This window comes from Arthrobacter sp. zg.Y820, from assembly GCF_030125555.1.
In the GTDB taxonomy this organism is placed as follows: domain Bacteria; phylum Actinomycetota; class Actinomycetes; order Actinomycetales; family Micrococcaceae; genus Arthrobacter_B.
Genome location: NZ_JASKLX010000003.1, coordinates 1 through 12,614, shown reverse-complemented (window position 1 = coordinate 12,614; position 12,614 = coordinate 1). Strand labels below are relative to the sequence as shown.

Annotated in this window: 10 protein-coding genes; 2 read left to right on the top strand and 8 right to left on the bottom strand. The window is 65.8% G+C overall.

Annotated elements, in window-relative coordinates; all coding sequences use genetic code 11:
• Nucleotides 1–17: 17 nt before the first annotated feature.
• The 3 genes from QNN99_RS04170 to QNN99_RS04160 form a co-directional block, all read right to left on the bottom strand.
• On the bottom strand, nucleotides 18–446 hold the full coding sequence (locus QNN99_RS04170) for an HIT family protein (protein WP_229965177.1): 429 nt from the start codon (nucleotides 444–446) through the stop codon (nucleotides 18–20).
• 114 nt (nucleotides 447–560) lie between these two features.
• On the bottom strand, nucleotides 561–1,433 hold the full coding sequence (locus tag QNN99_RS04165; RefSeq protein ID WP_229965176.1) for a sulfurtransferase: 873 nt from the start codon (nucleotides 1,431–1,433) through the stop codon (nucleotides 561–563).
• Nucleotides 1,430–2,119, bottom strand: a complete 690-nt coding sequence (locus QNN99_RS04160; protein ID WP_229965175.1) for an MBL fold metallo-hydrolase — start codon at nucleotides 2,117–2,119, stop codon at nucleotides 1,430–1,432. The genes QNN99_RS04165 and QNN99_RS04160 overlap by 4 nt, the downstream gene beginning before the upstream one ends.
• Before the next feature lie 207 nt (nucleotides 2,120–2,326).
• On the opposite strand from QNN99_RS04160, the gene QNN99_RS04155 reads away from it, so the two are divergent.
• Nucleotides 2,327–2,761 carry a Fur family transcriptional regulator gene (locus QNN99_RS04155; protein ID WP_229965174.1) on the top strand — a complete coding sequence of 145 codons (435 nt, stop codon included), beginning with the start codon at nucleotides 2,327–2,329 and terminating at the stop codon, nucleotides 2,759–2,761.
• 23 nt (nucleotides 2,762–2,784) lie between these two features.
• Here the strand turns inward: QNN99_RS04155 and QNN99_RS04150 are convergent, their stop codons facing one another.
• From QNN99_RS04150 to QNN99_RS04130, 5 genes are all read right to left on the bottom strand, one after another.
• Nucleotides 2,785–3,657, bottom strand: a complete 873-nt coding sequence (locus tag QNN99_RS04150; RefSeq protein ID WP_229965173.1) for a metal ABC transporter permease — start codon at nucleotides 3,655–3,657, stop codon at nucleotides 2,785–2,787.
• Complete coding sequence (locus QNN99_RS04145) at nucleotides 3,644–4,459, bottom strand: metal ABC transporter ATP-binding protein (RefSeq protein ID WP_229965172.1); 816 nt, start codon at nucleotides 4,457–4,459, stop codon at nucleotides 3,644–3,646. Before QNN99_RS04145 ends, QNN99_RS04150 begins: the two co-directional genes overlap by 14 nt.
• Entirely contained in the window at nucleotides 4,456–5,460 is a 1,005-nt protein-coding gene (locus QNN99_RS04140) for a metal ABC transporter substrate-binding protein (RefSeq protein ID WP_229965171.1), read from the bottom strand. The genes QNN99_RS04145 and QNN99_RS04140 overlap by 4 nt, the downstream gene beginning before the upstream one ends.
• Before the next feature lie 146 nt (nucleotides 5,461–5,606).
• The gene (locus tag QNN99_RS04135; RefSeq protein WP_229965170.1) at nucleotides 5,607–6,677 is read right to left on the bottom strand and encodes a hemolysin family protein; all 1,071 of its coding nucleotides are present in this window, start codon (nucleotides 6,675–6,677) and stop codon (nucleotides 5,607–5,609) included.
• Nucleotides 6,674–8,134, bottom strand: coding sequence for a hemolysin family protein (locus QNN99_RS04130; RefSeq protein ID WP_229965169.1), 1,461 nt, complete (start codon nucleotides 8,132–8,134; stop codon nucleotides 6,674–6,676). Before QNN99_RS04130 ends, QNN99_RS04135 begins: the two co-directional genes overlap by 4 nt.
• 557 nt (nucleotides 8,135–8,691) lie before the next feature.
• On the opposite strand from QNN99_RS04130, the gene QNN99_RS04125 reads away from it, so the two are divergent.
• Nucleotides 8,692–12,528, top strand: a complete 3,837-nt coding sequence (locus QNN99_RS04125) for a multifunctional oxoglutarate decarboxylase/oxoglutarate dehydrogenase thiamine pyrophosphate-binding subunit/dihydrolipoyllysine-residue succinyltransferase subunit (protein WP_229965168.1) — start codon at nucleotides 8,692–8,694, stop codon at nucleotides 12,526–12,528.
• The last annotated feature ends 86 nt before the right edge of the window (nucleotides 12,529–12,614 follow it).

The following is a 12,614-nucleotide window of genomic DNA, read 5'->3' as shown; positions in this document are numbered from 1 at the left end:
GCCGGGGCGGGTCCCGCTTACTGCGCCGGTACGACGTCGCCGTGTCCGGCCGCCCGCAGCGCTTCCCGGAGCTTGTCCGCGCTGGCAGCCATCCGCTCGGGGTCCGGGTTGGACTCCGCCTTGCTGAAGTCGAAGTCCTGCAGGGAGTTGGTGGGCCAGACGTGCAGGTGCAGGTGGTCGACCTCAAACCCGGCGATGCTGAGGCCGGCCCGCTCGGAGCCGAAAGCCGCGATCTGGGCCCGGCCGATGGCCTGCGCCACTGACGTCAGTTTTTGCAGCAGCTCCGGCGGGGCGTCGGTCCATTTGTCGATCTCCTGCCGCGGAACCACCAGGGTGTGTCCGTCGCTGAGCGGACCGATGCTCAGGAACGCCACCACGTCATCGTCCTTCCAGACGAACCGGCCGGGAATTTCGCCGTTGATGATCTTGGTGAAGAGGGTGGGCATGGTTGCTCCTTCGGAAGGGGTGGCGGAGGCTGGTGCGCTGCCGGACGGCACAGCATCAGGCACCACCAGGTGCAGCGGCGGGGGTACGGGACGGCCTCTCATCATGATTAGACGCTATCGCCTTTGCCCGGTTCCGGGCCATTCGCCCGGTTTCTGCCCCACGGCCACCGGAGATCCCTTCGTGGAGGACCACTGCGACCAGGATCCGGGGTAGAGCGCTGCCCGGTAGCCGGCAAGTTCCAGCGCCGCCACCTCATGGGCGGCCGTAACGCCGGAGCCGCAGTACACGCCCACCGGGGCATCCGGGCGCACCCCCAGAGCCTCAAAGGATGCCCGCAGCTCTTCGGGTGAGCGGAACGTTCCCTCGGCAGTCAGGTTCCCCGCCGACGGCGCGCTGACCGCCCCGGGAATGTGCCCGGCAAGCGGGTCCACGGGCTCGCGGTCGCCGCGGTAGCGTTCCCGGGCCCGCGCGTCGAGCAGCTTTCCGCCGCTTATCAGCGCGGGGACGTCCCACATTTCCAGGACCGGCATCTTCCCCCAGGTCAGCTCCGCATCACCGGGCTTCGGCACCACTGTCCCGCCTTCCAGGGCCAAACCGGCACGGTGCCAGGCCACGACTCCCCCGTCGAGCAGGTACACGGAGTCCAGCCCGGCGTGCCGCAACAGCCACCAGGCCCGGGCGGCCGAGGTGCCGCCGACGGCGTCGTAAGCCACCACGGTGTCGCCCTGCGAGATTCCCCAGCCCCGGGCAATCTCTGCGAATTCCTGCGGATCGGGCAGCGGATGCCGGCCCGCGGCGCCCTTTCCTGGCGGTGCGGCCAGTTCCTTTTCCAGGTCCACATACACGGCGCCGGGGATGTGGCCGCGCTGGTACTGCTTGTTTCCGTCGGTGCTGCCCAGCGCCCACCGCACATCCAGCAGGACCACTGATTGCCCTGATGCCAACAGTTCCTGCAGGCCCGGAACATCAATGAGCGGCCCGCTCATACCTCGACCGACTCGCCCGCGGACAGGTGCCGGTAGACGGTCCCGTACAGTTCCCCGAACCGGGTGACGTGCCCTTCGGCGACGTTCAGTCCGTTTTCGTTGAGCAGTGCGTCGTGGATGGGGTAGGCCCGTTCCGCGCCGCAGGCAATGACAAAGTCGATGACTTCCCCGACCTTGGACCACGGCGCGTGGATGGGCACCAGCAGGGTCCGGACGGTGAGTCCGTTGGGCACCACGAAGGAGTCCCCCGGATGGTAGAGCGTTCCGTCAATCAGGTAGCCCACGTTGGCTACCACCGGGACCAGGGAATGGATCAGGGCATGCTGCCCGCCGAAGGACTGCACCTCGAAGCCGGCAACGGAAAAGGTGCTGTTCGGCTCCACGTCGAGGATTCGGCCTGCCGGGCCCTCGGCGTCGCTGCCGCTGCCGCTGCTGTCTCCGGCCGCCGCCGCGCGCAGTCCGGCGGCCAGCGCCGCCGGCGCGTACAGCACCAGGGACGTGTTCGCGCGGAGCTGCGCCAAGACCCGGTCCCGGTCCAAATGATCGGCGTGTTCATGGGTGATCAGGACGGCATGCGCGCCGGTGAGGGCCTCCTCCACTTCCGAAAAAGTGCCGGGGTCCAGCACCAGGACATTGCCGTCGCGCTCCAGGCGCACGCAGGAGTGGGTGTACTTGGTCAGTTTCATACGGTCAGAGTACCCCTCGGTTCTCTTGACCGGACCCGTAGCGGCGGGCAAGCCGGGCAGCGGATGGGCGGCCCGGGGCCCTGCCCTGTCCGGTGCGATAATCTGTAAGTTGCGCCGGCCCCGGTCGGTGAGTTCAGTTCAGCTGCCGGTGCAGCTTCCGGATTATCCGGCCCGCCGGCCCGGGCATCACCGTTCCAAGGAGTGAGCATGTCATCCGAGACGTCCCAGCCCGCCAAGCGCGGCCCGGAGCAGCGGGTCACACGCCAGCGCCTGGCGGTGGGCCGAACCCTGGATGAGCTCGATGACTTCATCAGCACGCAGGAGCTTTACCGCCTGCTGCACGAGCGCGGCGACAGCATTTCCTTGGCCACGACCTACCGCATTCTCCAGTCCATGGCCGAGGACAACCAGGTGGACGTGCTCCGCAACGGCGAGGGCGAGGCGCTCTACCGCCGCTGCGCCGTCGAGCACCACCATCATCACCTGGTGTGCCGCAGCTGCGGCAAAGCGGTGGAAGTCGAGGCACCGGCCGTGGAGGCCTGGGCCGCGGGCCTGGGTGCCCAGTACGGCTTCACCGAGGTTGCCCACACAGTGGAGATCTTCGGACTCTGCCCTGAATGTTCGGAAGCGTCAGGGTCCTAGGCGCGGATTCTTCAGCGTTGCCGCTAGGCGGCGGCCGCGCCCGTCCGGACCCGCCCCCTGGTGCGGCTGCGCTTGATGAGCCGGCAAGCCAGGTAGATCAGGAACGAGATCGTCGTGATGTACGGGCTGATCGAAATCCGTCCGCCCAGCGCCAGCAGGATGCCGCCCACGGATGAGGCCACGGCAAACAGCACGCTGAGCAGCACCACCAGCCGCGGGGAGGACGTCACCAGCAGCGCGGCCGCCGAGGGCGTGATCAGCAGCGACAGCACGAGCAGGGCGCCGACAACCTGGATCGACAGGGCAACCGACAGCCCCAGCAGGATCATGAAGACAATGGACAGCACGCGCACCGGGACGCCTCGTGCTTCGGCCAGTTCCGGGTCGGCGCTGGCGAAGGTCAGCGGCCGCCAGATCAGGACAAGACCGGCCATGACGACGACGGCGGTGCCGGCCAGCAGGTTCAGCTGCACGGTGTCCACGGCAACGATCTGCCCGGTCAGCAGCCCGAATTTGTTGGCCGACCGGCCCTCGTAGAGGCCAAGGAACAGGATCCCCAGGCCGAGGCCGAACGGCATGATGACGCCCGTCACCGAGTTGCGGTCCCGCGCTTTCAGCCCCATCACGGCCAGCAGGAGCGCGGCGGCCACGGAACCGATGAGGGAACCAAGGACCACGTTGGCGCCGATCAGCAGCGCAAAAGCTGCACCGGCGAAGGACAGTTCGGCGATCCCGTGCACTGCGAAGGCAAGATCGCGCATCAGGACAAAGGTGCCGATCAGCCCGCCCACGAGCCCAAGGATCGCGGCAGCCCAGATGGAATTGGTGACCAGCGGCAGCAGCTGCCCGTAGTCGCTGAAGTCGAAGACGGCGGAGAAGAATTCACGCAAGTCCATGCTCGTCCTCGCTTTCTCCGTGTACGTGGGTGGTGGCGTCGGGGATGCCGAGGACAACGATCCGGCCGTGGCTGCGGAGCACTTCCACCCGGCTGCCGTACATTTCGGACAGCACATCCGAACGGAGCACTTCCGCCGGCGTGCCGGTGCGGAAGGTGCCGCCGGCCAGGTACAGGACGCGGTCCACGTAGTCGATCACGGGATTGATCTCGTGGGTCACAAACACCACGGCGGAACCCTGCTCGTGGCACCTCCGGTCGATCAGCGCACTGATGGCCTGCTGGTGGTGCAGATCCAGGGACAGCAGCGGCTCGTCGCACAGCAGCAGGTCGGGGTCAGTGGCCAGCGCCTGGGCAGCGCGCAGCCGTTGAACCTCGCCGCCCGAGAGCAGGCCCACCGGCTCATTGGCGTATCTGGTGGCTCCGACCTGTTCCAGCAGCTGGTCAACGCGGCGCCGAACGGGTGCCCGCTTCAGGCGCAGCCCCCACTTGTTGCCGTCCACGCCCAGGCCCACGAGGTCCCGGGCCCGCAGCGGGGTTCCCGGTCCAAAGGCTTTCTGCTGGGGGATGTAGCCGATGTCGGGGCTGCCGCGCCTGGCTGGCTGCCCATTGATCTCCACTGAGCCCTGGGTGAGCTCCTGCAGCCCCAGCAGGACTTTGAGGAAACTGGTCTTGCCGGACCCATTGGGCCCCAGCACGGCGAGGAATTCACCGGCCCTGATGTCCAGGTCCAGTCCGTCCCACAGGGTCCGGCGCCCGAAGGACAGCCCCGCGTTCCGCAGGCGTACTACCGGACCGGTCACCGCAGCACGTCGTCGATGGAAGCCACGTTTTCGCCCATCCAGGTCAGGTAGTCCGAGCCTTCGGGAAGGGTTTCGGAGAAGTCCAGGACCGGGACGCCGGCCTCTTCCGCCGTGGTGCGGACAGCTTCGGTTTGTGACGTTGCAGTCTGGGTGTTGAAGGCCAGGAAGGCAATCGAACCGGAACGCAGCAGTTCCTGCAGCTCGTTCAGCACGGCCGGGGGGACGTCGGAGCCCGCCTCGACGGCCGACGTGAAGTCGGCCGGAGTGACGTTGTGCAGGCCGGCGGCTTCGAAGAGATACTCGGGAACGGGTTCGGTGACGGCCACATTCCGCCCGCCCGCTGCCGCCTTGTCTTCGGCCAGGTCAGCAGTGAGGTCCGTTATGCCGTCCTCAAATTCAGCGGCGTTGTCGCGGTAGGCGGATGCATTGTCCGGGTCCAGGACTGCCAGGCGTTCCGCTGCGGCTTCGGCGAGCAGCCCCATCGCTTCGGGGCTGTACCAGACGTGTTCGTTGAAGGACCCGTGCTCGTGCCCGCCATGGTCATGGTCATGGTCATCGCCCTCCGATTCGGCTGAGGCATCCGGGGACGCGCCGGCGCCGTCGTCGTGGGTTTCGGCGTCCTCCAGTCCGGAGATTTCGACCGGGTTGAGGACGTCGGCGCTGTCGATGCCGGCGTCGGCAACCAGCTGTTCCATGAAGGTGTCGAATCCTCCGCCGTTAAGCACCACCAGGTCGGCATCGGTGACGGCCAGCTTGTCGCGGGCCGAGGCCTCGTAGGAGTGCGGATCCTGGCTCGGCCGGTCGATGATCGACGTGACGTTGACGGCGTCCCCGCCCACGGTCTCCATGATGTTGCCGTACACGTTGGTGGAGGCAACGATGTCAAGTGTGTCCTCCCCCGTGCCGGCGGAATCGGAGTCCGGGCTTGCCGAACAGCCGGTCAGGGCAAGGGCTCCGCCGGTCAGGAGGACCCCGGCAAGACGGACGGAGAAGCGTTGCATAAGTGTTGGTGTCCCTGTTCCGGCGTGGATGGTGAAGATTAAAAGAGTCTGGCGGGAGCCCTGCGCTGCAGAACTCCCACCAGCATAACCTAAACGCGAATCATTCGCATCAAAGCCTGCGTTGTTGCCGCGGGCCCGCCCGGGACCTATTCCGAGTAGCTTTCTCCGGACCGGCGGAAGCCCTGCGCCTGGGTGGCATCCCGGATCTCGCCCACCAGCTGCTCAATGATGTCCTCCAGGAAGAGCACTCCGCGCGTCTGGTTGTCCGGGCCCAAAACACGCGCCAGGTGGGAACCGGTGCGCTGCATGGTGGCCAGGGCGTGCTCGATTTCGTCGTCCAGCCGAAGGTTCGCCAGGGTCCGCACCTTGTTCTCGGTCAGCGGCCGGTCGTAGGCATCGGCCGGAATGGCCATGATGTCCTTCAGGTGCATGTAGCCCGTCAGGTTTCCCTGCTCGTCCATGAGGACAAACCGGGAGAACCCGGTGCGTCCCACCGCCTTCTCGAACTCCGCCGGAGTGGTGTCCGTGCGCAGCGTGACGAGCTCGTCGAGCGGAACCATGACGGTGCCCGCCGACTGCCCGGAAAACTCCAGGGCACCGGAGATGACTCCGGAGTCATCGGCAACTGTCCCGTGCTTGGTGGATTCCTCCACGATCGACTGCATCTCCTCCAGCGTGAACGCCGAGGCAACCTCGTCCTTGGGCGTGATGCCCATGGCCCGCAGTGCGTGGTTCGCCAGCCAGTTCAGGCTGAAGATGATCGGCCGCACCACCCGGGAAATGAGCACCAGCGGGGGCGCCAGCAGGAGCGCCGCCCGGTCTGCCACGGACACGGAAATGTTCTTCGGAACCATCTCCCCGAAGGTCACGTGCAGGAAGGTAACGATCAGCAGGGCCACCAGGAACCCGGCGCCGTCGGCGATTTCCACCGGCAGCCCAATGGCCTCCAGCGGAGCAGCCAGCAGATGGTGGATTGCCGGTTCGGCCACGGAGAGGATCAGCAGCGAGCACACGGTGATGCCCAGCTGCGCGCAAGCGAGCATCAGGGACACATGTTCCATGGCCCAGAGCGTGGTCTTTGCCCGCTTGGAGCCGGCGTCGGCCAGCGGTTCTATCTGGCTGCGGCGGGCCGACATCACGGCAAACTCGCTGCCCACGAAGAAGGCGTTGCCGATCAGCAGCACCACCAGCCAGAAAATGCCCATCAGGTCACTCATCGCTGGTCCCCCTTGCCGGCGGCATCCTTCGCCGCTGATCTTTTCGCTGCGGCATCCTGAACTGCGGCTTCCCGAGCTGCGGCCTGCCGCGCAGCGGACTGTGTGCCGGACTCCTGCCCGGGTGGCTGCACGCTTTCATCGGCTGCGGCGGGATCGTCCTCGTTTTCCTGCGGAACGAAACTGACGCGGTCGATCCGGCGCCCGTCCATGCGCTCGACCTCCAGCAGGCCGCCGTCGACCTCCACGTGGTCACCCGCCCGGCCAATCCGTCCGAGCTCGGCCATGATGTATCCGCCCACGGTCTCGTAACCGGCTTCGTCCGGGATGTTCAGCAGCGGCACCAGCCGGGAGACTTCATCAGGCCGCATGATGCCGGGGAAATACCAGGCGCCCGCCGCACTTTGCAGCACCCCGGGCTTGATCTTGTCGTGTTCGTCGGAGACTTCTCCGACAATCTCCTCCACGAGGTCTTCCAGCGTGGCGACGCCGGCGGTTCCGCCCCACTCGTCGAGGACGACGGCGAGCTGGAGGTTGGCTCCGCGCAGTTCGGAAAGCAGGCTGTCCAGGTGAACCGTCTCCGGCACGCGCAGCACCTCGCTCATGATGGCGCCGGCGGGGAGGTGGTCCCGCCGGCTGCGCGGCACGGCCACCGCCTTCTTGACGTGGACCACGCCGCGGATGTCATCCGGGGAATCCCCGAGGACGGGAAAGCGGGAATAGCCGGTTCGTCGGGCGGCCTCGATGACATCGGCCACCGACTGCTCGGAATCAATGGTCTCCAGCCGGATGCGGGGCGTCATGACATCCGCAGCCGTACGCTCCGCAAACGAAAAGGTGCGGGACAGGAAGTTTGCGGTGCCCTGGTCCAGAGTGCCCATTTCGGCCGAGCGGCGGACCATGGAGGACAACTCGGCGGGCGTACGCGCGCCGGTCACCTCTTCCTTGGCCTCCAAGCCGAAGAGGTGCAGCACCTTGTTGGAGAATCCGTTCAGCAGCAGGATGGCCGGCTTGAACAGCACGGTGAACGCCAGCTGAGGACGGGCCAGGGCCCGTCCCATGCGGAAGGGCAGCGAAATGGACATGTTCTTGGGGATGAGCTCACCCAGCAGCATGGACAGGAAGGTCGCGAGAATCATGGCGGCCACTACCGAGACGGAGTCCACGGCGACGGGCGGCAGTCCCAGACCGGCCAGCGGAGGCTGCAGCAGCCTGCCCACCGAGGGCTCCATGACAAATCCGGTGAGCAGCGTCGTCAGGGTAATGCCCAGCTGGCAGCTGGAGAGCTGGGTGGACAGGGAAGTCAGGCAGCGCAGCAGCGGCTCTGCCGCCTTGTCGCCGTTTTCCACCGCGCGGCGGACCGTCGGCTGGTCCAGTGCCACCAGGGAAAACTCGACTGCCACAAAAAAACCGGTGCCGAGAATCAGCACCAGGCCAAAGGCTAGATACAGCCATTCCATATTAGGCCTCCACCGCAACTGGGCGGCGGAACAGTTCCGCGGCCGGATCGGTTCCGGAAGTTCCGGGGAAACGAAGGGTTGGAGAATTATCGCTGCGCGGTGCAGGCGGAGGATGATCGGCCGAGGCCGGTCTGGAAGGCTCCGATGCGGCAGGAGGGGTTCGGTGCGTCTGGGTTCGGGCGTGGCCGGCTCTGTGCGAGCGGTCCGCAGGAGCTGCGGACCGGGTTGCAGGCCGGCGCCTAGAGAAACTGTCCATAGATTTTCCAGTTTACAGGTTTGAATTTTCGCCGCCACAGGCCGCCACAAGTACACACATTGCAGACACCGGCGCCCCTGCGCTTCGGAGCGGCCGTTGTTCGGGGCCGGGGGCCGGCGGAGCAGGAACGTGATGGATGTCAAACGGGAATTGGCCAGTTGTCCCGAAATGTCACTAGACTGGCATGAAGTCTCGGTCACTGCTCACCGGCCGAGCCGCACCAGTGAGCTTTGTGGGTTTCAGCCCTCAGACATGGTGCCAATCAGGGCAAAAGGCAACTCATGGAAGAGGCGTATTAACAGTGCCAGACCAATCCAACCACCGGCTGCCGGAAGAATTCGGCGGCAACGAGTGGCTTGTCGATGAACTCTACGAGCAGTACCTGAAGGATAAAAACTCGGTTGACAAGAAGTGGTGGAGCATCTTCGACTCCTTCAAGGACGGCGAGGCGCAGGGCTCCGGCACCGCCGGAAACGGCTCCGCTGCCAACGGCTCCGCCCCTCGGGAACAGTCGGCCGCCAACCCGGCCACGCGCCAGCTTCCGGTAGTGCAGGCTGAAGCGGCCAAGCCGAAGGCCTCCGGGGAATCCCCTGCTTCGACCCAGCAGTCCGGCAAGCCCCCGGTCGCCAAGGAAACGGCAGCACCGAATTCCGCTGCCAAGGATTCCAAGCCCGCCGAGGCGAAAGCCGAAGCTGAGAGCAAGACTCCTCCGATTCCGGCCCAGCTGCCCAAGACCCAGCCCAACAAAGCGGCGACTGAGGATGACAAGGTCAGTGTCCTGCGCGGCCCGGCCAAGGCCATCGCCACCAACATGGACCTCAGCCTGAGCGTTCCCACGGCCACCACGGTCCGTGCCGTTCCGGCCAAGCTGCTGATTGACAACCGGATCGTCATCAACAGCCATCTTGAGCGCGCCCGCGGCGGCAAGGTGTCCTTCACCCACCTGCTTGGCTACGCCATCATCCGTGCGGCCGCCATGTTCCCGTCCCAGAACGTGTATTACGACGTCGTGGACGGCAAGCCCGTTGCTGTCCAGCCTGCGCACGTAAACTTCGGCCTGGCCATTGACATGCCCAAGCCGGACGGCACCCGTCTCCTCGTGGTCCCGAACATCAAGAAGGCCGAGACCCTGAACTTCTCGGAGTTCTGGCATGCCTACGAAGAGCTCGTGAAGAAGGCCCGCAACGGCAAGCTCACGGCTGACGATTACAAGGGCACCACCATTTCTCTGACCAACCCGGGCGGCATCGGAACGGTCCACTCCGTGCCGCGCCTCTCCAAGGGCCAGGCCTGCATCATCGGCGCCGGCGCCCTTGACTATCCGGCAGAGTTCCAGGGGTCCAGCGAGAAGATCCTGGCGCGCAACGCCATTTCCAAGATCATCACCCTGACCTCCACCTATGACCACCGCGTCATTCAGGGTGCCGGCAGCGGAGAGTTCCTGCGCATTATTCACCAGCTGCTCCTCGGCGAGCAGGGCTTCTATGACGAGATCTTCGAATCGCTGCGCATCCCGTACGAGCCGGTCCGCTGGAGCCCTGACATCCAGGTCAACCCGGAAGAGCAGATCAACAAGGTTGCGCGCATCCAGCAGCTGATCCACTCCTACCGCGTCCGCGGCCACCTGATGGCCGATACCAACCCGCTGGAATATGTTCAGCGCCGCCACGCCGACCTGGACATCCTGAACCACGGCCTGACGCTGTGGGACCTGGACCGCGAGTGGCCCACCGGCGGTTTCGGCGGCAAGCCGATGCTGAAGCTGCGCAAGATCCTCGGCGTGCTCCGCGATGCCTACTGCCGCACCGCGGGCATCGAGTACATGCACATCCAGGACCCGGCCGAGCGCGAGTGGTTCCAGGACCGCCTGGAGACCAAGTACAGCAAGCCGACCCGCGAAGAGCAGCTGCGCATCCTGAGCAAGCTCAACGCGGCCGAGGCCTTCGAGACGTTCTTGCAGACGAAGTTCGTCGGCCAGAAGCGCTTCTCGCTTGAAGGCGGCGAATCCCTGATTCCGCTCCTGGACACCGTGATTTCAGGCGCGGCCGACGACGGCATGTCCGAAGTCGGCATCGGCATGGCCCACCGCGGCCGGCTGAACGTGCTGACCAACATCGCCGGCAAGACCTATGCCCAGGTCTTCCGCGAATTCGAAGGCACCCAGGACCCGCGCAGCGTGCAGGGCTCCGGTGACGTCAAGTACCACCTCGGCACCGAAGGCACCTTCACCTCCGACAACGGCAACCAGACCAAGGTCTATCTGGCCGCCAACCCCTCGCACCTCGAAGCCGGGGACTCCGTCCTCGAAGGCATCGTGCGGGCCAAGCAGGACCGGCTGGACAAGGGCGACGAATTCCCCGTCCTGCCGATCCTCATCCACGGCGACGCGGCCTTCGCCGGCCAGGGCGTGGTTGCGGAAACCCTGAACCTGTCCCAGCTGCGCGGCTACCGCACCGGCGGAACCATCCACATTGTGGTGAACAACCAGGTCGGCTTCACCACCTCCCCCACGTCATCTCGGTCCTCGGTGTACTCCACCGATGTCGCCAAGATGGTTCAGGCACCGATCTTCCATGTGAACGGTGACGATCCGGAGCAGGTGGTGCGCATTGCTCAGCTGGCCTACGACTACCGGCAGCGCTTCAACAAGGATGTCGTCATCGACATGGTTTGCTACCGCCGCCGCGGCCACAACGAGGGTGATGATCCCTCGATGACGCAGCCCATGATGTACAGCCTGATCGAGGCGAAGCGCTCGGTGCGCAAGCTGTACACCGAGTCCCTGATCGGACGCGGTGACATCAGCCAGGAAGAGGCCGAACAGGCACTGCGTGACTACCAGGGCCGGCTGGAACGGGTCTTTGCTGAAACGCACGCCGCCCAGACCTCTCCCCTGCCGGTCATCACCAAGGACACCGAAGCCGTTTCCGATCTGGAGCGCCCCGCGTCCCAGCAGGAAGGCAGCACCATCGTGTCGCCGGCCTCCACGGCCATCTCCGCCGAGGTCCTGGCGCACATCGGCAAGGCCCACATCGCCGTGCCCGAAGGCTTCACCGTCCATCCGAAGCTCAAGGCCCTGCTGGAGAAGCGCGAGCAGATGTCGCGTGAAGGCGGCATCGACTGGGGCTTCGCCGAAATTGCCGCGTTCGGCTCCCTGGTCATGGAAGGCGTGCCCGTACGCCTGGCAGGACAGGACTCGCGCCGCGGCACGTTCACCCAGCGCCATGCCACCTTCCACGACCGCGCCACCGGCGCCGAGTGGACGCCCCTGGCCGAGCTTGACCCGAACCAGGCAAAGCTGTGGATCTACGATTCGCTGCTTTCGGAATTCGCCGCCATGGGCTTCGAATACGGTTACTCGGTGGAGCGCCCGGACGCCCTCGTGCTGTGGGAGGCTCAGTTCGGCGACTTCGTCAACGGCGCCCAGACCATCATCGACGAGTTCATTTCCTCCGCCGAGCAGAAGTGGGGCCAGCGCTCGTCGCTGGTGCTGATGCTGCCGCACGGCTACGAGGGACAGGGCCCGGACCATTCCTCGGCCCGGATCGAGCGTTTCCTGCAGATGTGCGCCGAGGACAACATGATTGTTGCCAACCCCACCACGGGAGCCTCGCACTTCCATCTGCTGCGGCGCCAGGCCTACAGCCGTCCGCGCAAGCCGCTGATCATCTTCACGCCGAAGCAGCTGCTTCGCCTCAAGGCGGCGGCAACCTCGGTTGAGGACTTCACCCAGGGTTCGTTCCAGCCGGTCATTCCGGAACACGCGGACCTTGACGCGAACGCCGTCGAACGCGTGCTCCTGGTCTCCGGCCGCCTGTACTACGATCTGCTGGCCAACCGCCAGAAGACCGGCGACGAGAAGACGGCGATCGTCCGCGTCGAGCAGCTTTACCCGTTGCCCGCAGCGGAGATCCAAGCCGCGATCTCCAAGTACCCGAACGCCGACGTCGTCTGGGCACAGGACGAACCCGCCAACCAGGGTCCGTGGCCGTTCATCGGCCTGAACCTGCCGGCACAGCTGGACCGGCCGCTGCGCCTGGTCTCGCGTCCGGCATCGGCGTCCACGGCGACCGGCTCGGCCAAGCGCCACGCCGTCGAGCAGGACATCCTTGTCAAGAAGGCCTTCGAACGCCAGTAGGCTAAGTTGGGGTGGGGGGGCGGGGGGGCCCCCCCCCCATTTTTTTTTCCGGAGGATGTGTATATTTGTTCAAACCCAAAAAAGGC

What these genes read in the sequence shown, in the direction of transcription:
- QNN99_RS04170 (WP_229965177.1), bottom strand. Translation starts at nt 446, where the DNA reads ATGCCCACCCTCTTCACCAAGATCATCAACGGCGAAATTCCCGGCCGG.
- QNN99_RS04140 (WP_229965171.1), bottom strand. Translation starts at nt 5,460, where the DNA reads ATGCAACGCTTCTCCGTCCGTCTTGCCGGGGTCCTCCTGACCGGCGGA.
- QNN99_RS04130 (WP_229965169.1), bottom strand. Translation starts at nt 8,134, where the DNA reads ATGGAATGGCTGTATCTAGCCTTTGGCCTGGTGCTGATTCTCGGCACC.
- QNN99_RS04155 (WP_229965174.1), top strand. Translation starts at nt 2,327, where the DNA reads ATGTCATCCGAGACGTCCCAGCCCGCCAAGCGCGGCCCGGAGCAGCGG.
- QNN99_RS04150 (WP_229965173.1), bottom strand. Translation starts at nt 3,657, where the DNA reads ATGGACTTGCGTGAATTCTTCTCCGCCGTCTTCGACTTCAGCGACTAC.
- QNN99_RS04135 (WP_229965170.1), bottom strand. Translation starts at nt 6,677, where the DNA reads ATGAGTGACCTGATGGGCATTTTCTGGCTGGTGGTGCTGCTGATCGGC.
- QNN99_RS04160 (WP_229965175.1), bottom strand. Translation starts at nt 2,119, where the DNA reads ATGAAACTGACCAAGTACACCCACTCCTGCGTGCGCCTGGAGCGCGAC.
- QNN99_RS04165 (WP_229965176.1), bottom strand. Translation starts at nt 1,433, where the DNA reads ATGAGCGGGCCGCTCATTGATGTTCCGGGCCTGCAGGAACTGTTGGCA.